Origin of the sequence: Jeotgalicoccus marinus DSM 19772, from assembly GCF_000425825.1 — a bacterium.
GTDB lineage: Bacteria > Bacillota > Bacilli > Staphylococcales > Salinicoccaceae > Jeotgalicoccus > Jeotgalicoccus marinus.
This window is the reverse complement of sequence record NZ_AUEE01000003.1, coordinates 19,991-44,114: the sequence shown is the minus strand read 5'-3', so window position 1 is coordinate 44,114 and position 24,124 is coordinate 19,991. Positions and strand designations below refer to the sequence as shown.

At 34.9% G+C, this 24,124-nt stretch carries 26 protein-coding genes and 1 pseudogene; 17 read left to right on the top strand and 10 right to left on the bottom strand.

Annotated elements, in window-relative coordinates:
• Positions 1 to 159: 159 nt before the first annotated feature.
• Positions 160 to 1,209 (bottom strand): FtsK/SpoIIIE domain-containing protein, encoded by a 1,050-nt coding sequence (locus tag H624_RS0100250; protein WP_211220876.1) that lies wholly within the window; start codon positions 1,207 to 1,209, stop codon positions 160 to 162.
• A gap of 313 nt (positions 1,210 to 1,522) precedes the next feature.
• Positions 1,523 to 1,879 (bottom strand): hypothetical protein, encoded by a 357-nt coding sequence (locus H624_RS0100245; protein WP_035855210.1) that lies wholly within the window; start codon positions 1,877 to 1,879, stop codon positions 1,523 to 1,525.
• A gap of 162 nt (positions 1,880 to 2,041) precedes the next feature.
• Here H624_RS0100245 and H624_RS0100240 point away from each other — a divergent pair, with 162 nt between their 5' ends.
• The 4 genes from H624_RS0100240 (at position 2,042) to H624_RS0100225 (ending at position 5,991) form a co-directional block, all read left to right on the top strand.
• Positions 2,042 to 2,659, top strand: a complete 618-nt coding sequence (locus H624_RS0100240) for a hypothetical protein (RefSeq protein ID WP_026865770.1) — start codon at positions 2,042 to 2,044, stop codon at positions 2,657 to 2,659.
• A 206-nt stretch (positions 2,660 to 2,865) separates the two neighbouring features.
• On the top strand, positions 2,866 to 4,047 hold the full coding sequence (locus H624_RS0100235; RefSeq protein WP_026865769.1) for an adenine-specific methyltransferase EcoRI family protein: 1,182 nt from the start codon (positions 2,866 to 2,868) through the stop codon (positions 4,045 to 4,047).
• A gap of 9 nt (positions 4,048 to 4,056) precedes the next feature.
• Positions 4,057 to 5,220 carry a GmrSD restriction endonuclease domain-containing protein gene (locus tag H624_RS0100230; protein WP_026865768.1) on the top strand — a complete coding sequence of 388 codons (1,164 nt, stop codon included), beginning with the start codon at positions 4,057 to 4,059 and terminating at the stop codon, positions 5,218 to 5,220.
• Between the two features lie 435 nt (positions 5,221 to 5,655).
• Positions 5,656 to 5,991 carry a DUF3784 domain-containing protein gene (locus tag H624_RS0100225; protein ID WP_245570507.1) on the top strand — a complete coding sequence of 112 codons (336 nt, stop codon included), beginning with the start codon at positions 5,656 to 5,658 and terminating at the stop codon, positions 5,989 to 5,991.
• Between the two features lie 134 nt (positions 5,992 to 6,125).
• Here the strand turns inward: H624_RS0100225 and H624_RS12300 are convergent, their stop codons facing one another.
• The 6 genes and pseudogenes from H624_RS12300 to H624_RS0100195 form a co-directional block, all read right to left on the bottom strand.
• On the bottom strand, positions 6,126 to 6,296 hold the full coding sequence (locus H624_RS12300) for a monooxygenase family protein (RefSeq protein WP_156889118.1): 171 nt from the start codon (positions 6,294 to 6,296) through the stop codon (positions 6,126 to 6,128).
• Positions 6,297 to 6,749: a DUF3021 domain-containing protein gene (locus H624_RS0100215; protein ID WP_026865766.1), complete on the bottom strand. Its 453-nt coding sequence runs from the start codon at positions 6,747 to 6,749 to the stop codon at positions 6,297 to 6,299.
• Entirely contained in the window at positions 6,746 to 7,183 is a 438-nt protein-coding gene (locus H624_RS0100210) for a LytTR family DNA-binding domain-containing protein (RefSeq protein WP_026865765.1), read from the bottom strand. The genes H624_RS0100215 and H624_RS0100210 overlap by 4 nt, the downstream gene beginning before the upstream one ends.
• A gap of 285 nt (positions 7,184 to 7,468) precedes the next feature.
• Positions 7,469 to 8,614 carry an NADH-dependent flavin oxidoreductase gene (locus H624_RS0100205; RefSeq protein WP_026865764.1) on the bottom strand — a complete coding sequence of 382 codons (1,146 nt, stop codon included), beginning with the start codon at positions 8,612 to 8,614 and terminating at the stop codon, positions 7,469 to 7,471.
• Positions 8,615 to 8,754: 140 nt separating this feature from the next.
• Positions 8,755 to 9,484 (bottom strand): annotated as a pseudogene (locus H624_RS11375) (glucose 1-dehydrogenase).
• A gap of 26 nt (positions 9,485 to 9,510) precedes the next feature.
• A complete protein-coding gene (locus H624_RS0100195) occupies positions 9,511 to 9,924 on the bottom strand; it encodes a MarR family winged helix-turn-helix transcriptional regulator (protein WP_026865763.1) in 414 nt (137 codons plus the stop codon).
• A 181-nt stretch (positions 9,925 to 10,105) separates the two neighbouring features.
• Between H624_RS0100195 and H624_RS0100190 the strand changes: the two genes are divergently transcribed.
• The 3 genes from H624_RS0100190 (at position 10,106) to H624_RS0100180 (ending at position 12,723) form a co-directional block, all read left to right on the top strand.
• Positions 10,106 to 10,795, top strand: a complete 690-nt coding sequence (locus H624_RS0100190) for a YjjG family noncanonical pyrimidine nucleotidase (RefSeq protein WP_026865762.1) — start codon at positions 10,106 to 10,108, stop codon at positions 10,793 to 10,795.
• A gap of 84 nt (positions 10,796 to 10,879) precedes the next feature.
• Positions 10,880 to 11,596 carry a 3-ketoacyl-ACP reductase gene (locus H624_RS0100185; protein ID WP_026865761.1) on the top strand — a complete coding sequence of 239 codons (717 nt, stop codon included), beginning with the start codon at positions 10,880 to 10,882 and terminating at the stop codon, positions 11,594 to 11,596.
• A 194-nt stretch (positions 11,597 to 11,790) separates the two neighbouring features.
• A complete protein-coding gene (locus H624_RS0100180) occupies positions 11,791 to 12,723 on the top strand; it encodes a hypothetical protein (protein WP_026865760.1) in 933 nt (310 codons plus the stop codon).
• Positions 12,724 to 12,771: 48 nt separating this feature from the next.
• Here H624_RS0100180 and H624_RS11370 read toward each other — a convergent pair whose 3' ends face one another.
• Complete coding sequence (locus H624_RS11370; protein WP_051220426.1) at positions 12,772 to 14,142, bottom strand: uracil/xanthine transporter; 1,371 nt, start codon at positions 14,140 to 14,142, stop codon at positions 12,772 to 12,774.
• Positions 14,143 to 14,327: 185 nt separating this feature from the next.
• Between H624_RS11370 and H624_RS0100170 the strand changes: the two genes are divergently transcribed.
• Together H624_RS0100170 and H624_RS0100165 are read left to right on the top strand one after the other, a co-directional pair.
• Entirely contained in the window at positions 14,328 to 14,771 is a 444-nt protein-coding gene (locus H624_RS0100170; protein WP_026865759.1) for a YaiI/YqxD family protein, read from the top strand.
• 42 nt (positions 14,772 to 14,813) lie between these two features.
• Positions 14,814 to 15,737 carry an AEC family transporter gene (locus tag H624_RS0100165; protein WP_026865758.1) on the top strand — a complete coding sequence of 308 codons (924 nt, stop codon included), beginning with the start codon at positions 14,814 to 14,816 and terminating at the stop codon, positions 15,735 to 15,737.
• Between the two features lie 41 nt (positions 15,738 to 15,778).
• Here the strand turns inward: H624_RS0100165 and H624_RS0100160 are convergent, their stop codons facing one another.
• On the bottom strand, positions 15,779 to 16,165 hold the full coding sequence (locus H624_RS0100160) for a RidA family protein (RefSeq protein WP_026865757.1): 387 nt from the start codon (positions 16,163 to 16,165) through the stop codon (positions 15,779 to 15,781).
• A gap of 195 nt (positions 16,166 to 16,360) precedes the next feature.
• On the opposite strand from H624_RS0100160, the gene H624_RS0100155 reads away from it, so the two are divergent.
• The 8 genes from H624_RS0100155 (at position 16,361) to H624_RS0100120 (ending at position 24,123) form a co-directional block, all read left to right on the top strand.
• Positions 16,361 to 17,998 carry a PucR family transcriptional regulator gene (locus H624_RS0100155; RefSeq protein ID WP_026865756.1) on the top strand — a complete coding sequence of 546 codons (1,638 nt, stop codon included), beginning with the start codon at positions 16,361 to 16,363 and terminating at the stop codon, positions 17,996 to 17,998.
• A 137-nt stretch (positions 17,999 to 18,135) separates the two neighbouring features.
• Positions 18,136 to 19,530: an NCS1 family transporter gene (locus H624_RS0100150; RefSeq protein ID WP_026865755.1), complete on the top strand. Its 1,395-nt coding sequence runs from the start codon at positions 18,136 to 18,138 to the stop codon at positions 19,528 to 19,530.
• A gap of 84 nt (positions 19,531 to 19,614) precedes the next feature.
• Positions 19,615 to 20,550 (top strand): CorA family divalent cation transporter, encoded by a 936-nt coding sequence (locus tag H624_RS0100145; RefSeq protein WP_026865754.1) that lies wholly within the window; start codon positions 19,615 to 19,617, stop codon positions 20,548 to 20,550.
• On the top strand, positions 20,551 to 20,922 hold the full coding sequence (locus H624_RS0100140) for a DUF1801 domain-containing protein (RefSeq protein ID WP_026865753.1): 372 nt from the start codon (positions 20,551 to 20,553) through the stop codon (positions 20,920 to 20,922).
• Between the two features lie 154 nt (positions 20,923 to 21,076).
• Positions 21,077 to 22,027: a ZinT family metal-binding protein gene (locus H624_RS0100135; protein WP_026865752.1), complete on the top strand. Its 951-nt coding sequence runs from the start codon at positions 21,077 to 21,079 to the stop codon at positions 22,025 to 22,027.
• 12 nt (positions 22,028 to 22,039) lie between these two features.
• Positions 22,040 to 23,197 (top strand): metal ABC transporter solute-binding protein, Zn/Mn family, encoded by a 1,158-nt coding sequence (locus H624_RS0100130; RefSeq protein WP_026865751.1) that lies wholly within the window; start codon positions 22,040 to 22,042, stop codon positions 23,195 to 23,197.
• A 61-nt stretch (positions 23,198 to 23,258) separates the two neighbouring features.
• Positions 23,259 to 23,753 carry a hypothetical protein gene (locus H624_RS0100125; protein WP_026865750.1) on the top strand — a complete coding sequence of 165 codons (495 nt, stop codon included), beginning with the start codon at positions 23,259 to 23,261 and terminating at the stop codon, positions 23,751 to 23,753.
• 88 nt (positions 23,754 to 23,841) lie between these two features.
• On the top strand, positions 23,842 to 24,123 hold the full coding sequence (locus H624_RS0100120; protein WP_026865749.1) for a DUF3219 family protein: 282 nt from the start codon (positions 23,842 to 23,844) through the stop codon (positions 24,121 to 24,123).
• Position 24,124: the final 1 nt, after the last annotated feature.

Genomic DNA, 24,124 nt, shown 5'->3' with positions numbered 1-24,124 from the left:
GTTTTAGATACGGGTCGTACTCCTGACTGGAGCTGGGGTGATTACCAATCCCCCAGCTCTGCTAAAGGAGGTAAGCACGGAGTGGAACCTTTCCCGCCTTTTCGGCGGGCCCCTTTCCACTCATTGTGCAGTTACTCCTTAAGCGAAAGCTAGGAATAGTTATTCAAGGTAGCTACAATAGGGGACAGTTAGTATTCTTGGTTTATCAACACTCGCAAATTCTGGATAGGAAAATATTCCAAGTCCAGCCGAAAATTGAACCGGAGGTACTTCTACACTTGAAGCAAATAATGTTCGATATGTTTGTTCGTCACTGGGTCCTAACACTACTTTTAAGACTAATTGATCTCGAATATCGGTTGATATTGTTTGTGCATTCATTTGTTGTGTAGATACCCAAAGAATGCATCCAATTTGTCTGCCCATAAAAGCTATATCAGTTAATGCATTTTCTACCGTATCTCGTTCTTTTTTTGGTAAAGATTTCCATGATTCTTTCAAAGCACCAAACTCATCGATAAGTAGAATTAAAGCAGGTAGTCCAGCATCCTTGTAAGTTTTATTATGATTATTTTGAAAAAATGGTTCTAGTTCGGTTTGTCGTTCTTCCAGTCGCTTATGAAAAGTTTTTATTAAATTAATTGCTTCTCTTTTGTCAGCTGTTTTTTCGTTACCATTAATACGTTTCGACATTTGATAAACATCGCTTCTCTTAGGATCAATAATAAATAATTCATGGTTTGTTTCTTTTGAAATAATTTGATCAACTAGCATTTGGATGAAGAAGCTTTTACCTGAGCCGGTTTGTCCAGCTAGTCCGAGGTGATGAAAAGGTACAGTTGTTCGCTCGTCTAGTCGTAACGTATAATCGTCTGTTGTAATGTTTGTCCAATTTAAATAATCTTCTTTTGTTTTGAATTCAATTTGTTTATGTGAATCAATGGAATAGAATTCAAATACATACCAATCACGATCATGTGTTAAATAGCTTCGTTCACATACATAGCCATTGAGGGCAGAATCTATTCGTATATTCTCTAATTTTTTATCGAATTTAATAGAGTTTTTAATCAGTATTCTCCCTGTTGCCCGTGAGTGATTTGAATCGAATAATATTTTTATTTTTGGTAACTTAACTAAATGATTATCGAATTCATGTTCATCTTCAAAACGTGCATCTTTTATATGTTTTCTTAGTCTTCTTGTCATGCTGTAATAATTGAATGCAAAAAATATACCTAACCATAACTTATTACGAATAGACCAGCTAATGATCAAAACTAATATAATAAAATATACGGGGAGTAAAAATAGTTTAGTATTAATTGTTGGGAAATCATAAAATGGTATTTTTTCAGTAATAGTTGGATAAATGAAATGAAAAAACATCCATATGAATATAAATATCATGATTAAGAGTAATGAGATTATCCCTCGTTGCATTCTGTAAGTCCGTTTCATAATTGTTACTCTCCTATTCTTAAATTCCGCCCCATTTTTGACAGGGCGGAAAATGAGTGAATTACTTAGGTGGATGAATCTCTACATCATCTGCTTTAAGGCTAAGTTCAGATTGGAATGTTCCGTATACACTTGCACTGGGTTTTACGAACGTGATACGACTGAACTTTTTAAAATCCTTTAGTGGTAATGGAATCTTTACGTCAACTTGCTCACCAGCGTTTAAATCTGGTTCTACATCTGTTCCACCATAATCTGTGTTGTCTGTGGCAATCACGCACTTGATTTTAGTACCTAATTGTTTAATTACTTTGCCATCTTCATATTCATTCCATGGTTCTTGAGCCATTATACGTACATCTTTGTCTTTGAAAAACGCTTCGCAATCAAACGTGTTAAATTGTCTTAATCTTTTCATGTTAATAACTCACCTCTTTGAGACACTTTTATTTAAATTGTAAAATAACCTGCAGGAATCATTTACAAATACAATGATAACAGCTTTTAAAAGCAATAAGTGTCTCAAGATTAATTGAGACACTTATTGCTTTTTGATATTATATATTTAAGAGGTGACAGTATGAAAATGATAGATGCACAGCAAGTTTTAGAGTTATTCGATAAACATACAGGCTATATTACAGATGAATACTCACGAAAAGTTCTTAATTCATTAGATAAAAATGATAAAGGAAAACATGTAACTATACGAAGATACATGAAGCGATATATCGACAGTTACATAGATCGTAAGTATAGAGAGAAACATAATAGAGTTCCTATCACAGATGAAGAACGCGATACAATAATCAAAATTACAGGGGCTCAAACATCAATGAAATACGAAGAAAAAGGAATTCTAAATATGCTTAAAGATAAAAAGATAAATAATTTATTACAAGCTGAATTTGAAAAAAATACTATTCAATTTGAAGGCAGAAGGGTTCCTAAAGTCGTTAAAGATTATTATTTTGCAGAAGCTAATGGAGTAATCGAAGAAGTAGAATTCGAAATCCAACAAAGTAAGTACTTTAAGAATATAAAAGATGATTCGACCGATGAGCTAAAAATGAAGTTATATGTAATTGAACAAGAAATCAGACAGAGAAAATTATTCGAAGATATGATAAAAGAATATGACGAAGTTAAAGATAGTCGTTCGCCAGAAAGTATTTATTACTTTGAAATTGAGGAGTAGCTATAGACTATTTTAAATATTAAAAAAGTAATTAGACTGAAGGTATTATAAATGGGATAATGAGATTAAAGAGGACAAGAATACGACTATAGATATAATTATTTGATTACTTAAATGTTAACTATATAGTAGACGTTTAAATCTCTATAAAAACTATTTATAAGCTATAATATAAGAAAATATGTATTTTGAAAAGGATGATATAAATGGCGAGAAATAGAGCGAGTTTGCTGAAAGCCAAGCAGAGTAAACAAGATGAATTTTATACTCAGTTTATAGATATTGAAAAAGAAATGAATGCATATTTGGAGTACAACCCAGATGTATTTAGAAATAAAGTAATATTATTACCGTGTGACGATCCAGATTGGTCTAATTTCACAAAATATTTTGCACAAAATTTTGAACGTCTTGGTTTAAAAAAGTTAATATCTACTAGTTATGCACAAGATAAAAAGAATTACGATAAACCATTACAATTATCATTATTTGAAACGCAATCCCCATATTTTGATGAAGATAAAACCAACAGTAGAGGGAAGATTTTTACTTTGACAAGACAAAATAAACAGGTAGATATTAATGATCTTAAATGGGATTATCTCGAGGGAGATGGGGACTTTAGAAGTGAGGAAGTCAGAAAACTGCGAGATAATAGTGATGTAGTAATAACTAATCCGCCATTTTCATTATTTCGAGAATTTTTAGAATGGGTTATGGAAGCTAAAAAAAGTTTTGCAATTATTGGTTCTATAAACTGTATTTCATATAGTGAGGTATTCCCTAGAATTAAAAATAATGAATTTTGGTTAGGTACGGGAATGGGAAGATGGATTAGTGGTTTTATTGTCCCACCAGATTATGATTTATATGGAACTGAAGCCAAGGTGAATTCAGAGGGTCAAAGAATTGTGGCTACAAATAATTGTTTGTGGTTAACTAATATAGATCATGGAAAGAGACATGAAGAGATTACATTAATGACAATGGCAGATAACCTGAAATTTAGTAGACATAAAAAGATTAAAGAACAAGGTTATCCAAAGTATGCTAATTATGATGCAATTGAAGTAGCTTATAGTGAAGCTATTCCATCTGATTATGACGGGATATGTGGTGTTCCAATTACGTGGTTGGGTAAATATAATCCAGATGTATATGAAATCATAGGATTAGGTAATGGTAGAGACCATTTCACACCTAATTTAGAATTTGAAAATCCAAAACATTATACACAAAGTGGCAAAATATCTAATGCTGGCATGTTAAATAGGGTATTAGCTTATGCTGTTAATGATAAACCGGCAAAAGGAGCATATTATACTGCTGATAATATTGAAGGTTTTTTAATTGCGCCATACGCACGTATTTTAATAAAGAAAAGGTAGGCGAGATTAATGGAAACGACTTTATTGACAGATGTGACCGTTAAAGATATATGTGAAGGTTTCGTATACAATGAATTTGAAGGTAGAGGTTTATTTGGTTGGGGAGGAAAGTTAGTTATCCAACCTGAGTATCAAAGAAATTATATCTATGCAGACGGCAAAAAGGATGTCGCTGTTATTGACTCACTTTTAATGGGATATCCCTTAGGTTTGATATATTTTGTTAAGACAAAAGAAGGAACGTATGAGGTATTAGATGGACAGCAGAGAATTACTAGTTTTGGGAGATTTGTAACTGATAAATTTGCAATCATGGATGACAATAAAATACCAAATTATTTTACTAGTCTTCCAGAAAATTTAAAGAAAGTAATTTTAGAGTCGAAATTAACAATCTATGTATGTGAAGGAGAGGAAAGTGAAATAAGAGAATGGTTTAAGACAATTAATATTGTAGGAGTACCATTGAATAACCAAGAGCTATTGAACTCTATTTACTCAGGACCATTTGTAACTTTAGCTCGTGAAGAATTTAGTAACACTAGAAATGCTAATGTACAAAAATGGAGTGCGTATATTAAGGGAGAAGTGAATAGACAGTCTTATTTAGAAACTGCATTAAGATGGGTGTCAAAAGATAATATAGAGGAGTATATGAGCAAAAATAGATTTGAAAATAATATTGAGGAAATGAAAACTTATTTTAATAGTGTTATTGATTGGATTTCTACCGTGTTTTTAGATGTGGATACTTCAATGAGAGGTCTGGAATGGGGCAGGTTATATGATAAATATTATACTAAATCATATTCACCAAATGAAGTTTCTAAACAGGTGAATGAACTATTGTCAGATCCGTTTGTACAAAATAAAAAGGGAATATATGAATATATACTTGAAGGATCTATTGATGCACGACATTTAAATGTTCGTGTTTTTAATGAACCAATTAAAAGAAAAGTGTATAAGAAGCAAACTGATGAAGCTAAAAAGAAAGAAGTGTCAAACTGCCCATTATGCGCTGTTGGAAGTAATAATAATAGAAGTAAAATATGGAGTTATAAGCAAATGGAAGCAGACCATGTCTCTCCTTGGAGTAAAGGTGGCGCTACTGAAGAAGCGAATTGTGAAATGTTATGTATCACGCATAACAGAGCTAAAGGGAATAGATAAAAAGTATTCAACTAGCATCTAGTTTATGGTTCAAATTGGTTCAATTGCTATCAATTTCAGTCAATGTCAATCAATCTTTATCTATTTGTAAATTAGTGAAGTATTGATATTGCTTGATTGAGCTCGATTGAGTATATATGAAATTAAACTTAATATTTCTCAAAACGTTAATAAATCAACACTTACAAATCCCTCAACCACGTGTGGTTGGGGGATTTTACTGTATATGCGGTGCTTTAAAAACAGGGGGAAATTCACACGTAGCATACACGTCACATACAAGTAGCAGACAAATAATTTAAATATAAAGTTCGATATTTATAAAAAGGTTTGATACCATTGAATCTAACAGCTGAATTGTGACAATGCAAAAATATAATCATTATCTGAAAGACCGGATAGTTTACTAGCAACTATATGCAAAGGGGGTACACGGTGGGAGATAACATTATTGCATTGCTGATAATAGCTGGTGTCATTGTATTGTTTATTATATTGGGGATTTTACTTTTAAATGGTAAAGGTTCTTCCTTTATAGCCGGTTATAATATGATGTCACCAGAGGAAAAAGAGAAGTATGATACCGCCAGACTAACTAAGTTTATGGGGAAAATGATGTTTGTCTTATCATTTAGTATGTTGTTCTGGATTTTCAGTATAGCATTTGAAATGAATGGGTTGTTCTATACAGGTCTTATTTTATTTTTGTGCATCGTTGTATATATGATTATATATATTAATACTGGAGACAGGTTCAAAAAAAGAGAATAGCTTTTTCAGTTATACTGTAAAGTTTTATGCTGACCGCTGATTTGGCGGTCTTTTTATGATGCATATAAAGATTGGACAGCTCCGGATATGTAGAGTACGTTTTGCAGTATTGTAAATCACAGAGTATTATTCACTTAAGACGGCACATTCAGAGAAATTTGACTCAACTCTTTCATCATCGGCGGCATCGTCAAGAACACAGGTAACCATTTGTTGACCTTGTACCACTTGTTGATACGCATACCAATCAAAAATACTGTGATATTATCCTGTTGTACCGCAGTATATCGACCTTCGTTGATCATTTACTTTCTTCCTAACTTATAATTAATCTCTGCTATATTTCTTTTCGTTCTTCTTCTAATAATCGACCAAATAATGATATAAACAACAATGAAAATCACGAAGAAGATTATTAAAGCCGAGAGTTTAAGCGGAAACCATCCCGCAAGGACTGCAAGTGGAAAAAATATGAGTAACATAGTTAAAAAGTGTATGGCTGTTGTTTTTACAATGGTGAGGTCTGTATGAGTAAAAATATAGGTGCCTAAACTAAAGGTTATTCCAATGCATGCCCATACAAGTGCGGCGATCATGACAGTTTGTAATTCTGTAAAATGACTGAAGTAATAATCACCAAAAGTAGATTCGGGTGAAACAGGGTGATACTGACCGTCATCAAATATTAAAGAAAATATAATTGAAATAACAAGTCCTGAAGATAAGCCAATTAAAATACCCATCAATGCTCTTTTCATAAATTCAACTGCTCCTTAATCTGTTTTAAGTATCGTCTAGAAGAATGAGTGAAATCGTTGTTGGTAAAGATGATTTTGATGATGCCATTTTTACCTAACTCAAGATGGTGAATAAAATCGATGTTGATGACTTCAGATTTTGATATTTGAATAAAATTGTGTGTTGATAAAGCCTCAACCTCATATAACTTCGCTTGTATTGCATACTTTTTATGGATTGTACATGCATACAGCCTTCTGTCCTCAATTCTGAAACTATAAATATCGAAGAGATCTATGAGGGAAATCTCATCATTATATCGACCCTTTACCTTTTTGGATATACGCTTTGATAGTTCTCTTATTAATGATTGGATTTCAGGACTATCTGCTTGAGCGCGGATTTCGACTTCGTCTTTCTTGAGCGATGGATCTCTTTTAAAAGTGATTTTCATTCATCTTGTTCCTTTTCTAAGCAAAGTAAACCATGTATGTATTGCAAAAACCACTTGTTTTGTCTAAGTGGTTGATTAGTATGATTAAGTGGTTATATTTACTTATCCATTTCTATAGATAATTAAGGTAAATTGTATGCGGTGGTGATAAGTGAGTTAAAAGAGAGTGACTTATCACTGAAATCAGGAGAAATGGTGATAAGTGAGTGACTGACTTATCACAACAAAAAGAAATAGCCTAGAAATGTGCCGCAATCACATTTCTAGGCTATTCAAAGATTATATTTATTTAGTTCTCGGTACACCGTAGTGTCCGTCGTTCAATTGATGCCAGAGTCTTTCTGGTAGTTCATGTAAGTCTGCTCTGTCTGGATCAAATTCTGAAGTAATTTCATCTGCGCGTCCATCTTTAATTTTACCAACAAAGTCATGGTCTAGAAGAATACCGCGACCAAGTGCGATGAGTTCTGTATCGCCTGTTTCGAATCCTCTTAGGGCATCTTCTGCTGTGTAAATTGAACCAATTCCAATCAATGGAAGTTTGCCGCCAATCCACTCGTGTAAAAGGTGAAGACGACTTTCTCCACTGTATTTACCTTCACGTGTTTTGGAGTGAATGTCTCCAAGTGAAACATGAAGATAGTCCAGAGGTTTTTGTACTAAAATTTCTAGTAATTCTTTCGTTAATTCCATAGAAATACCTGGTGATTCTGCTTCTTCAGGAGAGAAGCGGTAGCCGACAATGAAGTTTTCATTAGCATATTCTTTTGCAACTGAAACAACTTCATCGATTACTGCAAGTGGGAATTTAAAGTCATCATATTTCCATTCATCAGTACGACGGTTATAGTACGGTGAAACAAATTGATGAATCAGATAGTGGTTGGCACCATGAATCTCAATTCCATCAAATCCTGATTCAATGACGCGGCGTGTCGCTTCACCGAATGCTTTTATAGTTTCATTTATTTCATCAACAGTTATCTCTCTCCCGTGATAATCCTCATCTACCTTGCTAGGGTTATGTGGAGGCTGAGCTTGCATATGAATTTCACTTGGTGCAACAACATCACCGTTTGGTGTTAATGAAGGTAAGGATTTTGCACCGCCGTGGTGAATTTGAACGAGTGCTTGTGCACCATTTTTCTTCATAGCCTGTGCAAGTTTTTTTAAACCGTCAATATCACTGTCAAATGCGACAGAGGGTTGCCCGGTAAATGCTTGACCAATCGGTGTTACATGACTTGCTGCTGAAATAGATAAGCCTACATCCTTAGAACGCTTTTCTATATATTCCAATTCTACATCAGAGATTGTACCATCATCATGTGATGAAACGTGTGTCATTGGTGCAAGTACAAAACGGTTTTTCAGTGTAACCTTATTTGGAAGCGTTAAAGGTTGAAATAACCCTTCATATTTCTTCTCCATAGTAAGAGACCTCCTAAAATATTTAAATCAATCACTTCCATATTATAAGCATAGGCCAATTAGAGGAGAAAATAATCTGCTTGTATATTACTTAGAATAAAAAATAGCACATTGATAATAATATCAACGTGTTACATATCTTATTGGGCAGTCAAGCCACCATCAGCAACAAACTCTGAACCTGTTGAGTAGGATGAATCATCTGAAGCGAGGAAGAGAACAAGTTCAGTAACCTCTTCGGGTTGAGCCACTCTTCTCATAGGAATAAATTTTGAAAATGCTTTGATTTGCTCTGCTGCATCGCCTTGTTTAATCATTGGTGTTTCTATAACACCAGGGTGCACAGAGTTTACACGAATTCCTAGTGGTGCGAGTTGTAAGGCAGCCGCTTTAGAAAAGCCTCTTACTGCAAATTTAGTATCGGTGTAACCGACAGCGCCTCCGACTAGACCATTAATAGATGAGACATTTACGATGGATCCTTTATTAGCTTCTGTCATTGAAGGAACGACAGCTTGTTTCCCTAAAAACACAGAGACTTGGTTAATATCAACGATTCTACGGTAGTCATCTTCTGTCATTTCCATCAAAGGCTTATTGACACTGATTCCAGCATTGTTCACAAGAATATCAATTTGCCCAAATGAATCCTTAGTTTCTTTAACGACCTTATACCGGTCTTCGTTTTAGTCACGTCTTGCTTTACAAATTTTCTGTTTCTCCAAGGTCTTTTTCAAGCGCTCTACCGGCTTCTTCATTAATGTCAGTAAAAATTACTTTAGCACCTTCTTCGACAAAACGTTTCACGTGAGCAGCACCCATACCTTGTGCACCGCCTGTAACAATCGCAACTTTACCTTCTAATCTCATTTTACCTAGCTCTTTTATAATATGATTTATTGGTTTAACTTTTTATATAAGGTGAGCAGTTGTTGTCTTTCATCTTCAGTTAGTTTTAAAAATATTTCTTTTCGTAAAACCTGTCCGCACTCTATCGCTTTTTCTAAAACATCTTGTCCTTTAGCAGTAATTACTAAATATATGATACGGCGATCATTTTCATTTGCTTCACGTTCTACTAATTCTTTCTTAACCAATTTATTCACTAGATGGGTCACGGTAGGTGGTGTGAGTCCCAAGGCTTTTGAAACATCAGACGGACGAGATGGTGCGTTATGTTGTATGAAGGATAAGGTGAGTATATGTGAAACACCTAGGTCTTCATCAAAAATTTTATTCCATCGAATCATCATCTGATTAGTGAACGTATCCATTTGGTGTAGAAGGTCAAATATCTTTTTTTCCGACACAATATTTCCCCCTCAACATACTTTTATAATTGAATAATTAGACGTCTAACTATATTTAACTTAATTATATACCTTGACTGTTTTATAGGCAAATACTAGATTACTGTTCTTATGTTAAGTTATAAATAGATCTCTGCTATAATTTTGATGACATTGTATAGAAAATAAGGAGCATTGATAGATGGTGAAGCGTAACAAGTATAAGGCGATATTTTTAGATATTGATGATACGGTTTTAAATTTCCCGAAATCGAGTGAAGGCGCCTTTAAAGATACATTTAAACACTTCAATTTAGATTTCACTGAAGATCTCTATAAGGTATATTTGGAAATTAATGATGATTTATGGAAACAACAAAAAGAAGAAAAAATAACCGTAAATGATGTTATTAATACGCGTTTTAGCATCTTGAGTGAAAAATTAAACTTAGGTGTAGAACCAAATTTAATAAGAGATCATTTTCAGGCTGGCTTAGGTCGTCAACACTTTTTAGAGGTGAATGCAGACCTCGCTATTAAAGAATTGGCAAAAAGCTATAAGGTATATGCAGCTTCAAATAGTGAACTAAGCATGCAGGAAAATCGATTGAAACTTGCAGGTTTATACGAGTACTTTACAGATCTTTATATCTCTAGTGATATTGGTTATGAGAAGCCGAATGTGAACTTTTTTGAAGAAAGTCTAAGAAGAGCACAGCTCTCACCGAATGAGGTTTTAATGGTTGGAGATAGTCTAATTTCAGATATGTACGGAGCTTATAATGCAAGGATTGATCGTTGTTGGTATAACCCATACAAACTAGAAAAAAGTCATGAAGTACCACTGAATTATGAAGTGAATGATTTAAAAGAGTTGTTTGAATTCTTGTAATGGAGAGATTGAACGAATCATTCAAATTTTATCTATAAAAATGATAAAGTATAGATGATAATTGATTAATGGAGGAGAACATTCATGCAGGATATTAAAGGAAAAGTTGCCTTAATTACTGGAGGCGGTCGTGGCATCGGTCGTGCGACAGCGATTGCACTAGCAAAAGAAGGTGTCCATGTTGGACTCGTTGGTCGCACGCTTGAAAACTTAGAGAATGTTAAGTCAGAACTAGCGGAATATGATATTAAAGTGTCAGTGCAAACTGCAAATGTTGCAGACTTAAATGAAATTACATCAGCAGTAGAAGCAATTAGAAGCGAACTTGGACCAATCGATATTCTACTCAACAATGCTGGTATATCTAAATTTGGTAAATTTATGGAGCTGTCACCAGAAGAGTGGACAAATATTGTTGATGTGAATGTTAAAGGTGTCTACTACACAACAAGAGCAGTCCTACCTGAAATGGTGGAAAGACAGAGTGGAGATATCATTAATATTTCATCAACTGCCGGACAAAAAGGTGGCCCTGTAACAAGTGCTTACTCGGCATCTAAAGCGGCGGTTATCGGCTTAAGTGAATCATTAATGATGGAAGTAAGAAAAGATAATATCCGTGTGGTAACCCTAACACCAAGTACAGTTGCAACTGATATGGCGAAAGAATTGAATTTAACAGATGGCAATCCGGATAAGGTCATGCAAGCAGAAGACCTAGCAGAACTTATCGTTCTACAGTTGAAACTAAATAATCGCGTTGTCTTAAAACACGCAGGTTTATGGTCAAATAATCCATAATATAATAGCTTTCCCTCTAGGATTGATGAAATTATCAGTCCTAGAGGGATTTTTTGTGGGTTGCAGTAACATGAGAGTCAGACGAGTTCGAGAAAATTTAAAATACTCTATTTTACTACCTGAAATAAGGGTATAGTTAGGTTAATGTTAAGTATATACATAACAGGTGTATATTTTATATTAGGGGGGCGCTTATGAAAGTATTGTTACTTATTATGTTTAGCATCACTACCTTAGCAGCTTGTAGTAATCAGAGTGATCAAACTGAAACTACCGAAAGTGAACAAGCAACCGATAATAATACCACTGAATCTAAAGAAGCAGAAAATGATACAGAAACTGATTCAACATCATCTTCCGATGATTATAATAGCGTAGAAGACCAAGAGTCTGACGTTGAAGAATCAGAGAAAGAGACTGAGGAACAAGCAGCCACTGATTTAATAGAGGATAGTGACATAATAGAAGGGTATTGGATTAATTATAGTGGTGTGGATGATGCCCGTAGTCATATGAGTCGTACGGATTTTATTCCCTATGATGCCAGTCAAGACTATACTTTAACAAGCGCAGCATATGTTTCTTATTTTTACGGAGATTCATTTATAAAGACGAATAATTATGGGCATGAAGGGCCATACCTCATAGAGAGTGTACCTGAAGCGGACCAAGTGATTGTTTCATTTGGTGAACCAGAAGCTGATGTTGTGGAGCTGAGAAATGAAGCGGTCGATAATGCAACGGCCGATGCTGAAGAAAGCACAACACCTGATGAATATTTAGGACAAGGAAAGCCTGATATTGAAAATCTCCAAGGTCAGATTATGTTTGGTCAGGATTTCCTAAGTGGAGATGATGTTTTTCCAGGTCAAAGAATCGATGAGCGTGGAAGATTTGTTGATGATGAGGAGTATACTGTTACGGAAGCTTTAGAATATAATTCTAGTAAGGACTACGTTATTACAGCACCAGCGATGATCAGCTATTACAGGGGCAGTCGCTTTATAGAAACAGTGGAAATCAGTACTGCACCTGCTTATCTTCCGGCTGTAGATAATGCGAATTACATTAACATCAGCTTCAATGACGAATACGTTTTAGATTTAAACATGATTGAAGTTGAATAGAAAAAAGCTTGGCCATCTACGAATCGATGACCAAGCTTTTACTTATAGCTATAGTTTATTTACAGGCTCTTCTTTTTCAGTATTTACACCAATATTATTTGAGATGGTTGCACCAACCTTATCCCAGTTCAATAAGTTTTCCATCGCTATTGAGATGATGGTGCCCATTAACAAACCGCTTGATAGTAAGGGTTGAACATAGCCTGGTAGGCTGCTAAATGCTGAGGCAGGTACTGCCATTAGAACCAATCCTAAAAACATTGGTATTGCTGCACGGTAAATATTTAAACTATTAAATTCAACAAGTTTAAACCAATCCCAAGCTGAACCAAAGAGTTGAACATAAGATACAAATAAAACAGCACATCCAACACTTAGAGGTATCATCGTAAAGAATGAACCAATTTGAGGAATGACACCCATAACAAAGAACATCACAGCACCAAAAATGAACGGCATACGGTCATAAATTTTAGTCTGTTGAATAAATCCGATTGAAGAAACAAAAGGTGAGTAAGGTACTAAACCTAAAAAGCCAGGTAAAATTGTCATAATACCAGTAATCGTAAAGGAGTTTCTATAGTCTTTACTCGTTGATGGTGAGTTTGGATAGATTGGATCTGTGCCTTTGATTGAACCATATTGTTTTGATAGATTAAGCATCCCCGTAATAATGACGGTTAATATAATTCCGATATTCCAAGCTGGAGAACCCAGAGGGAAAAGGAATAATTCTAAAGAACTTGATGTGCCTGAAGTGAGTTGAGCATCCTGACCAAATAAAAGGACATAGGATGGCCACCCGATTATAATACCAATTAACATGGCGTATTGTGATAGTTTGTTAGATTCACGAATTGTTAAGACTAAAACAAGTGCAACAATAACAAAAGATAGGATTGCTGGACCTATTTGAATCTCTGTAGGGCCTTCTCCACCACCAAAAGGTAGACCAACCATCCCCTTAAAGAAGCTAATACAAAGTGATACACCAAATAAAAGCATGAACACACCCATCACACTTGGGTTAAATAATTTCTCTAAGTAATAACCAAAACCTGTCAGGCCAATAATTACGGTTAATACACCAGTGATGACTAATCCAACAGCTATACTGCCACCGACTTCAGAGATTGGCATGCCTTGTGAGGCTGCAAGTGTAGATAAGGCAAGTAAGACACCCCACCATAATCCAGAAGGACCGTCCATAATTGGGCGTCTATGGCCGATTAAAGCTTGTAGTAAACAGGCAATCCCGCCTAAAATAAAGGAAAATTGCATGGTGCTGACGATTTCCGCTTGAGATAGATTAAAGGCAGCACCCATGGTAATCGGTACAACGACAGTATTAATGAATATATACATGAGCCACTGTAGACCACCTAACCAGTTATCTAAATTTTTAAGTTGATTGATCATTTCCCAACATCTTCTTTCTTATAATAATCATTATTTATAATATATAGATTTACATAAAATGTCTTTGGTGATAATAGATAAAAAACTCTAGCTTTCTTATCACAAATTATCCAAGGGCATAGTAAAAAATCTAGAAAAGTGTTTAAGAATAAAAACTGATATGCTGTACTAAAAGAGGTGAGTTTTTGAAAATTATTGTCGATGCGGATGCATGTCCAGTCAAAGATATAGTAATCTCTGAAAGTGCCAATAGAAATATTGATGTCACTTTAGTATCAAGTTTATCGCATTTCAGTAATAAGGATTTACAAAGTCACGTCAATCATATCTATGTCGATGCTGGTCGAGATGCAGCAGATTTTAAAATTGTTCAGCTTGTAAAAAAGGGGGATTTGATCATTACCCAAGACTATGGTCTAGCATCCTTATTACTTCCAAAAGGTTGCCGAGTACTCCATCATACTGGTTTTGAGTACAATATAAACAACATGGATCACCTTTTAGAAAGTCGTTATATGGGTGCTATGGTCAGAAAATCGGGTGGGAGAACAAAAGGGCCAAAAGCATTTACAGAAGTAGAAAGACAAGCCTTTAAAGCTCAATTTAACGAGGTTCTCGACCAATACTAAACATACAAAGCATCAAGAATAAGTCGATAGAGGATGAATACTATGAATGAATTTATCTTTATTATATATAACGTCATGCTACCGATAGCAATTATAGTTTTGCTCGGCTACGGCATACAACTTAAACTTAAACTCGACAGAGTGACGCTCGGTAAATTGATGATTAACTACATAATGCCAGTTTTTATTTTTATGAACCTATATCAATCCAATATTGATTTTAGTCTGTTACTTTACGTCATGTTATTCTTATTTCTATTTGCAGGGCTATCATTTATTGTCTCTCAACTGATTGCGACATTTGCTAGTGTAGATCGTGACCACAAGGTGCTCTTTACTAATTCTAGTCTTTTATATAATGCTGGAAATTACGGTGTGCCGGTCAACGACCTAGTTTTTAAAAGTGATCCCTTTGCGATGAGTGTGCAGGTCATTATCATGGTGTTTCAAAACATTATCAGTTATTCCTATGGCATCATTGCTCTAAGCTCAAAAGATACAGGGAAACTAGCGGCCTTACTTGGCTACTTTAAAATGCCAATGTTCTATGGTCTATTGTTTGGACTAGGATTTAATTACTTCAACGTCGAAATAGCAGAGCCCATCATTTCTTCCTTATCTTATGTGAAGGACTCAATGATTGGACTCGTTCTGTTTATACTTGGCACACAAATCGCGGGAATTAAATTTAAAAAGTTACGACCCAGTGCATTTCTCGCTACAGCGGTGAAGCTACTGATTATTCCGGCTATGTCACTTGCACTCTTAATGTTATTTAATGTTGATGGCGTCGTTGCACAGGCAATCTTTATATCGACCGCCTTACCATCATCTGTCAATAGCTCTGTTATTGCTCAGCAATATAGTGATGATCCAGAGTACGCAGCAGAAATTGTCATGATGAGTACAATTTTTAGTGCAGTCACTGTACCGATTATAATATTCATTGCTTTAAATGTATTTTAAAAGTAAAGCAGCTGAATCAATTGATTCAGCTGCTTTCTGACTTATTTATTCTTTTTTACAATGATTTCAATTTCAACTTCTGCACCAAGTGGTAGTTCATATACTGCGACACAAGTACGTGATGGGAAAGGCTCTGAAAACTTAGTCTGATAGACTTCATTCATCGCTTCAAAATTTTTCATTGTAGTAAGGTATACGTTAACTTTAACAACATCTGCTTCAGTAACGCCCTGATCTTTCATTACATCGAACAGGTTGTTAAAAGCCACTTCTGTCTGGCGGGCAATATCTCCCTTTAAATCTTCTTTTAAATCAATGCGATTTTTGGCAGTTTGTCCTGAGAAAAATAGGAGTTCTCCTGCATCAGTGACATGCGAGTATGGACCTGAGCTGCTGACTGTATTTGTATTATATGCTTTTCTTGTCATGAAATGACCTCCTCTATATATTAATATCATCATAGCATTAAGCAGTACAAAATAAGATATCTATTATAGATAAGAAATTGTGAATGCCATTTCTTGCTGTCACTTAGTAAAATACGTGTAAATGTTGGTATGATAGAGAATAATGACAGAAAAATCCTTATCCAAGTTGGATAAAAGCAAAAAAGGAAGGTGCTTATGAATTTTACAGTGAGAGAATTGTTGCAATTAGAAGAAATTCAAGAAGCGAATTATATAGGAACTAAGCAAAGCCTATCTAAATATATCACAGGCATCACCATAATGGATGCACCTGATGTGTCACAGTGGTTAAAAGGCGGAGAGGCCTTGTTGACGAGTTTTTATCCTGTAAAGGATTTTGATAATCAAGATTTAGAACAATGGATTAACTCCTTAATTGACAAAAAAATATCCGTTTTTATCACAAAGATACCTAAGGAAATAAAGGAGTTGCCAGATGTTATCACTCGCATATGTCATCAAAATAATATAGGAATTGTGAGCATTCCTGAACATGTGCCCTTTATAGAAATTATTAAGAGGGTCACACGTAAATTGTTCAGTCAAGATATCGAGCGACTAGAATACTTCAGAGAAATCAATCATAGATTCACAGAACTTTCTATTAGAAATATGGATGATGAGGTCATTATTAAGACGCTTGAATCACTAATTGGTAATCCAGTTACGATATATAATGAACTTTTTAAAGTACTTGCCACAACAGATAGTGAAGTGGAGTTATTTTATGAAACTCAGACCTTTGAGAAAGATAAACACACCTTAAACACTATATTTCCAATATATCGTCGATCTGTTATCTATCCGAAATTACAGGACAGAGAATGTGAACAGATTATGATTCCGATAACAACCGTCAATCAAAGTCGGATTATGTTGGTCATTAGTGCCATAAACTCTGGTTTTTCAGAATTTGACTTCGTGGCTATAGAAAATGCGGCTACGGCCTTATCACTTAACTTAGCTAAAAAAATTGCGATTTCAGAAGTGGAAAAGAAATATAAAAATGAAATTATCGATGACTTATTATCCGGTGAAATTAAAAATGAAAATGACATTGCTGAACGTGCTCAAAATATTAACTTTAACTTAAATAGTCGATCAGCAGTTGTTGTATTCACCTTAAATATTAAGGAAAGTAAAAACAATTCAACCGTTCGTCAACGCTACTACAATATATTAATTAATAATATTGAATACTATCTGAAATCAGCAATCATCAGAGAGCGTTTCAATCAAATTATTGTAATTTGGCCGATATTCTCAGGTCAAAAAGATAGAAAAAAAGAGATGGCCAACATTAAACGAACTTTGAACTTAGTTGTTGAAAAATTTGAGGCGAGTGTTTCGGATGCAAAAGTTTTAGCGGGGATTGGCACAATCGCAGAGACTGTTTTTGACTTGCCGAGAAGTCATACAGAAGCACAAGAGGTCAACCGCATGTTAAATAACTACAATAGGGTTCAAAGCTTTGAGGAATTGGGTATATATAGATTGTTGTATCAGTTCAAGCATGATAGCAATGCACTCAGCGACTATATTCCGCACAGCTTGAGACGCCTGTTAGATTACAATAAGAATAAACGCGACCAGCTCATTGAAACCTTAGATATGTATTTACAAAACCAACAGAATATTTCTCGTACCGCAGACCGACTCTATGTACACTATAAAACAGTCACATATCGTTTAGATAAGATCAAAGACATTACTCAGATGGACTATGAGGATGCGAATGAGATGCTATCCGTTCAGGTCGGTCTGAAGATATTAGAAATTAATAAGAGTGAATAACTATAATAAAATGGTATGATATTGAGAGAAAACGATTTAAATTTATCCATCATAGATAAAGACATGGGGAATATAGAAATATATAATTGCTTATGGATATTATTACTGAAAATTATATGTTTTGAAGAGGTGTAAACATGTCAGAAGAAAATAAAGAAGTCCAAGGACTTGAGAATCCAGATGCGGCAGCTCAAACGGATTCACTCAAGCCTAATGGACCAGAAGATCGTACCCTAGGTGCAGCTGGTTACATGTCACTTTGGGTCGGAGACGGTGTCAACATGGGTAACATGACACTAGGTGCTAGTGTTGTCGTAGCGGGAATGGCAGTATTAAATATTTACCAAACTATTGCAGCAGCTCTAGTTGCTATCGCAATTGTTTCAGTATTATTTGCACTAAATGACCGTGCTGGTTATAAATACGGTATTTCGTATGTTTCACAGTTGAAAGTGTCATTTGGTGAAAAAGGGACTTTAATTTCATCACTACTACGTGCTGTTCCTGCTGTAATTTGGTACGGAATTCAGTCATGGATTGGTGGTACTGCATTAAACGAGGTATTTAGAATTGTCTCTAATGGTGCGATTGATAATGTATTTGTCGCATTTATTATTTTACTTGTGATTCAAATCTTACTTTCTATGAAAGGCTTCCATAGTATTAAGATGGTTGAATCAGTAGCTTCAATCGTACTTATGGGTATTGTTATTGTCGTATTTTACATACTCGTAACAGACCATAGCGCTGCGATTGCAGACACATGGATTAACACACAAGGTACATGGGGCGTTGAATTCTTCGCCTATGTCATGGTATTCCTTGGTAACTATGCTGCAATATTCTTAAGTGCTGCAGACTACTCAAGAGAACTTAAAGTTGGATACTCAGATGGGAAACGTAGCTTACTTTACTTTGTTCCGATCATTATTGCTTATGGTTCAGTTATTGTTGTTGGTGCAATGCTTGCAAGTGCGACAGGCTATGCCAACCCTGCACTAGGTTTACCAGCCCTATTCGATAACGAAGCAATGCAATTATTCATTTCTGTATTTATTGTCTTTGGTGCGATTGCTGTAAACATGGTTGCGAACATCGTCACACCAACTTACGTTATTCAGTTATTTACTAAGTTAAATTACAAGATTGCAGTAACGATTACAGGACTGCTTGCTATGAGTTCATTCCCTTGGTTACTTGTACAAGATGATAACGCTAAAGGTTTAGATACATTCGTTCATGTATACTCAGCATTCTTAGGGCCAATGATTGCAATTTTAATTATTGAATTCTATGTGATGAGAAAACAACATATCGATATTAAAGAGCTATACAAAAAAGGCGGTTACTTCTCAGGATTTAACTATGCAGCTCTACTCGCATTAATTATTGGTGCTGCAGCAGCCTTCTCATTCGTTGATCTCGCATGGTTGATTGGATTTATTGTTGCTGCTATAGCATATCCAATTATATCTAAGACAATGTTTAAAAACTCACCGTTCAAAAAAGGTACAATCTTTGAAAAAGAGTGATGAGTGAAGACAGCAGATTAAATCTGCTGTCTTTTTTTATTATATGTTGGCAAATTGGGGTAAGGATTATAAAGAGGTGACAAAGTGACACTAAGCATTGAATATATTACATATGATAATCAAATTGTTCATGCCACACAAGAAGAAGACGTACCCGCTGATGCATCTTTCGTTTGGTACGATTATTCGAGCTTTGAAGATAAAGACCAGCTTCTAAGAGACTTTGACTTTACAGCAATTACCTTAGAAGATGAAATTACAAAATTATATCGGCCATCTTATTACAGGACAGACGATTACCAGTTGTTGATCTGTCACAATATAGATAAGGAAACACTTCAAGCTCATGCCATTAACATTTGTGTTATGAAAGATATTGTACTTACATTTCACAATGGTCAACTTGAGGATTTTATCGATATAGGTAAGATTATTAAAAATATGACCGAAGATTTAGAAGTAGATATCGCACTGTATATCCTTCTACAGGCAGTGGAACAATACTTTGGAATACTTCATGATATTGAAGATGAAGTGATTGAGTTTGAAGAACGGCATGGTGATAATAAACGGGACCCTAAAATTAATGCTGCAATTTTTGATTTAAAACGAAAGGTTTTTCGTGTTAAACGTGTAATTGTTCCGATGTCGGAATTAGTCGATAAGTTTTCAGAGGAAGAAGAAATATTTAACAGTGAGAATAGTGCGCGTATATTAAAGAAAATAAAGGCAAAAATTGATCGTCAGAAGCTAATTATCACCTTCTCTGAAGAGATGATTGACGAGATAAAAGAAAACTATATCTCATATAATTCTTACCAGATGAACCGGGTGATTAATGTACTTACAATTATTTCAGCGATCTTTTTACCACTGACTCTGATTACAGGGATATACGGCATGAACTTTAAATTTATGCCAGAATTGAACTTACAGTTTGGTTACTTTATTACCCTAGGTATTATGCTGTTGATTAGTATTGGTATGCTCGTATTCTTTAAATATAAGAGGTGGATGTAAATGGTAAAGGAAATATTCAAAAAGAGTTTAGATAAGTTGAACGATGAGCAAAAAGCAGCGATTACTAAAGTGTACGATTGGATTGAAAATCATTATCCTGACTTTGAAGGCCAAGTAAAGTGGAGTACACCGCTATATGTAAAAGAGGGTAGTTTCATCATAGGGGTCAAGCCGGCAAAACATCACTTTTCTATTAACCCAGAACCCAAAGGCATAGAAGTATTTAGCGATAAAATCAAGGCAGCAGGTTATAGTCATGAAAAGATGACCTTCAAAATAAAGTATGATCAAGCGGTGGATTACGATTTATTAAAGGAGATTATCGACTTTAATATTGAGGATAAGAAGGGTTTAGACACATTTTGGAGATAACTTAATATGTATTTTGAAGCGGATTGAATCAGTCAATCCGCTTTTTTTAATGCCTAAATATAAAATCTATGTTTACATTCTTTAAAATTTCATGCTATGATACAAATCGTAACAATTACGAATAGTAATAATTACGATTTAAAGGAGAGAGATTATGAAAAAGAATGTATGGGTGTTTGGTGCAAGTTTAGTGTTAACGATGATGGCTGCCTGTCAGAATGCAGATAGTGAGGAACAAACAAGTGAGGACAGTCATGAAAATCATGATCATCATGACCACGACCACAGTGAAGCAGTTCAAACGGCAACAATCGAAGGCTTAAATGATCACTATCATACTGGAGACCAAGTCGAGCTTTCAGTTACAACAGGTGAAGAGACAGAAGGTCACTGGCATTGGTATCAGAAGTCTGATGATGAAGAGTGGGTAATAATCGAAGAAGAGTTTGAAGATACACTTAATATAGAAGCTGTAGACGGTCAAAAAATAAAAGCGACATTTTATGATGAGGACCATAACGTAATTGCTGAAAGTGAGCCGGTTGAAATACATATTGATGATCACAATAGTGATGTCTATAACGGATACTTTGAAGACGAAGATATTGCCGACCGTGACATTTCAGATTGGACAGGGACATGGCAATCTGTCTACCCTTATCTAACTTCAGGTGAGCTTGAAGAAGTTTTTGAACATAAAGCAGAAGACGGTGATAAGACTGCTGAAGAATATAAAGAGTATTACAATACAGGCTATGAAACGACGATGAATGAAATTGAAATTAAAGAAGATGGCACAATTTCCTTTGTCAGTGGAGAAGACACAATCACCGGACAGTATGAATATGATGGCTATGAAATTTTAGAATATGAAGCGGGCAATAGAGGTGTAAGGTTTATCTTCGAACAAGTGAATGGAGATGAGGATGCACCAGATTATATTCAGTTCTCTGACCACATTATCGCACCAGAAAAATCTGGTCATTACCACCTTTACTGGGGAGATGATAGAGAAGCCTTACTAGAAGAAGTGGATCACTGGCCAACGTATTACCCTGAAGATCTAACAGTAGATGAGATTAAAAAAGATATGTTACAACACTAGAAAGGATATACAATGAAGCAGTTTTTAGTTTTGATAGTGACGGTATTGGTGTTAAGTGCCTGTAGTCAAGGTGAAGCAACCAATAATGATAAGTTAAAGATATATACGACTGTTTATCCTCTAGAGTATTTAGTCAATGAAATTGGTGGAGAGACAGTTGAGACCGAATCGATTATCCCACCTGGTGCTGACGGTCATTCTTATGAACCGACTATAAAGGAAATGACTCATTATGCTGATGGAGATGGTCTAATCTATGTCGGTGAAGGCATGGAGGCATTTTCTAATAATATTGCAAGTGCCTTAGAAAACCAAGATGTGGAATTAGTAGAAATTGGTCAATACAACAATCTATTTGAAGGTCATCATGAAGAATATCAAGGATTTGAAGATGAAGCTGATCAGGAAGTTATTGAAGGTCAAAGCGACCACTACCACACTGGTGACGTTGTTGAATTGACTGTAACAGACAATGAAGTAGATGAAATTCAGTGGTCGGTCACTGAAGAGGGCGGCTTTGAAGCGGTTATGAAAGGCGAGTCATTTGACCATGAAGCGGGTGAAGAAAGCTTTTCTGTTAAGGCAGAAGGTCTTAAAAACGGTGAAGTCATTTATACAGATTATGCCGATATCATTATTGATAATCATGATAATTTTGACCCGCACATCTGGATTGATCCTTTAAAAATGATTGAAGTTGGAGACATTCTTAAAGATGAACTGATTGCTTTAAATCCAGAACATGAGGCTCTTTATGAAGAAAATTTTAACAACCTTCAATCAGAACTAGAAGAGCTGGATGAAAAGTTTAGTGAAACTTTAGATGATAAAGAAAGTGCTAAAATCATCGTGCCACATGCAGCCTTTGGTTATTGGTCGCGTTATGGTGTGGAACAATTAGCGGTTTCTGGTTATTCAATGAGTGATGAGCCTTCACAACAACAACTAAAAGAATTGAGTGAGACGGCCCAGGAAAACAATTTAAATTATGTACTATTTGAGCAAAATAGTTCTGGGAAAATATCTAAAGTCGTTCAGGATGAAATCGGAGCAGAGCCAGAATACATTCACAATATGGAAGTATTAACAGAAGAAAATATAAGTAATGATGAGGACTACATTTCACTAATGGAGAAAAACTTACAAGTTTTAGATAAAGTGACTGAGTAAATATCTGTTAACTTCTTTGAATTCGGGTATATTAAATAAAGAATTCTAATGAGGTGACAGGATGAAAGATGACGGTGTGATTTATTTAAGTAGAAAAGATGTGCCTAAAAATTATGATCCGAAGGGCTTTAATTTTACCTTATTTGGCTTGATTGTCCTCGGTGCATACTTATTGTTCATTATCTTTGATTTGTCATACAGAACTTTCAATAACATTGAAGAAAGTGCCTTTAATCGTGCCTACATCATAGCGATTATTGTATTAGTTGCCCTGGTCATGGGTTTTATCTTCAAGGCAGACAAAGGAGATAAGTATTATCAACTTCATATCTCAGAAAGTGGGATAATTATTAAATTTAGACGTGGTGAAAACGTGTTGATAAAAGAAGATATTACAAATATCACTATAGAGAACGATGTTATCACTGTAATTAAATTTTTAAATGGAGATGAAGTACTTAGAGAATTGAATCATGTTCATCTAAATCATGAGCAGTTTATTTCTCGTTTAAAACAGTATAATTATCCTGTTGAAGATAAGACTAAAGAAGGTTAAATTTATAAGAAAAGGGTATGCATTTTAATAGTAAAAGAATAGTTGTAATGTTATTATTCTTTTTAATGTATTGAAAGGATGGAATAGAATGGCGTACGATATAATCATGCTCGATGACTTAACTTTAGATGTAAAAGAACTCGTTAGAGATAAAGAAGAGGGTACTGTAAACATCGTTTTCGATGTGGCGAGTGAAGATTATCACTACTTATCAAAACACTTGTATCAAGAACAATTTCGTGTAAGAATTCCAGGGAATGATAATGAAGAATTCGAAGCGAAGATTGTTAACTTCTCAACATCTCTAGACAACTTGTATGAAGAAGATAATGTTGGAGAGTATAATATTACTTTGAAAGTCATAGATTAAT

Excerpts from the sequence above, each read along its gene's own strand:
- H624_RS0100250 (WP_211220876.1), bottom strand. The coding sequence starts at position 1,209 with ATGACAAGAAGACTAAGAAAACATATAAAAGATGCACGTTTTGAAGAT.
- H624_RS0100245 (WP_035855210.1), bottom strand. The coding sequence starts at position 1,879 with ATGAAAAGATTAAGACAATTTAACACGTTTGATTGCGAAGCGTTTTTC.
- H624_RS0100240 (WP_026865770.1), top strand. The coding sequence starts at position 2,042 with ATGAAAATGATAGATGCACAGCAAGTTTTAGAGTTATTCGATAAACAT.
- H624_RS0100235 (WP_026865769.1), top strand. The coding sequence starts at position 2,866 with ATGGCGAGAAATAGAGCGAGTTTGCTGAAAGCCAAGCAGAGTAAACAA.
- H624_RS0100230 (WP_026865768.1), top strand. The coding sequence starts at position 4,057 with ATGGAAACGACTTTATTGACAGATGTGACCGTTAAAGATATATGTGAA.
- H624_RS12300 (WP_156889118.1), bottom strand. The coding sequence starts at position 6,296 with ATGATCAACGAAGGTCGATATACTGCGGTACAACAGGATAATATCACA.
- H624_RS0100215 (WP_026865766.1), bottom strand. The coding sequence starts at position 6,749 with ATGAAAAGAGCATTGATGGGTATTTTAATTGGCTTATCTTCAGGACTT.
- H624_RS0100210 (WP_026865765.1), bottom strand. The coding sequence starts at position 7,183 with ATGAAAATCACTTTTAAAAGAGATCCATCGCTCAAGAAAGACGAAGTC.
- H624_RS0100205 (WP_026865764.1), bottom strand. The coding sequence starts at position 8,614 with ATGGAGAAGAAATATGAAGGGTTATTTCAACCTTTAACGCTTCCAAAT.
- H624_RS0100190 (WP_026865762.1), top strand. The coding sequence starts at position 10,106 with ATGGTGAAGCGTAACAAGTATAAGGCGATATTTTTAGATATTGATGAT.
- H624_RS0100185 (WP_026865761.1), top strand. The coding sequence starts at position 10,880 with ATGCAGGATATTAAAGGAAAAGTTGCCTTAATTACTGGAGGCGGTCGT.
- H624_RS0100180 (WP_026865760.1), top strand. The coding sequence starts at position 11,791 with ATGAAAGTATTGTTACTTATTATGTTTAGCATCACTACCTTAGCAGCT.
- H624_RS11370 (WP_051220426.1), bottom strand. The coding sequence starts at position 14,142 with ATGATCAATCAACTTAAAAATTTAGATAACTGGTTAGGTGGTCTACAG.
- H624_RS0100165 (WP_026865758.1), top strand. The coding sequence starts at position 14,814 with ATGAATGAATTTATCTTTATTATATATAACGTCATGCTACCGATAGCA.
- H624_RS0100160 (WP_026865757.1), bottom strand. The coding sequence starts at position 16,165 with ATGACAAGAAAAGCATATAATACAAATACAGTCAGCAGCTCAGGTCCA.
- H624_RS0100155 (WP_026865756.1), top strand. The coding sequence starts at position 16,361 with ATGAATTTTACAGTGAGAGAATTGTTGCAATTAGAAGAAATTCAAGAA.
- H624_RS0100150 (WP_026865755.1), top strand. The coding sequence starts at position 18,136 with ATGTCAGAAGAAAATAAAGAAGTCCAAGGACTTGAGAATCCAGATGCG.
- H624_RS0100140 (WP_026865753.1), top strand. The coding sequence starts at position 20,551 with ATGGTAAAGGAAATATTCAAAAAGAGTTTAGATAAGTTGAACGATGAG.
- H624_RS0100135 (WP_026865752.1), top strand. The coding sequence starts at position 21,077 with ATGAAAAAGAATGTATGGGTGTTTGGTGCAAGTTTAGTGTTAACGATG.
- H624_RS0100130 (WP_026865751.1), top strand. The coding sequence starts at position 22,040 with ATGAAGCAGTTTTTAGTTTTGATAGTGACGGTATTGGTGTTAAGTGCC.
- H624_RS0100125 (WP_026865750.1), top strand. The coding sequence starts at position 23,259 with ATGAAAGATGACGGTGTGATTTATTTAAGTAGAAAAGATGTGCCTAAA.
- H624_RS0100120 (WP_026865749.1), top strand. The coding sequence starts at position 23,842 with ATGGCGTACGATATAATCATGCTCGATGACTTAACTTTAGATGTAAAA.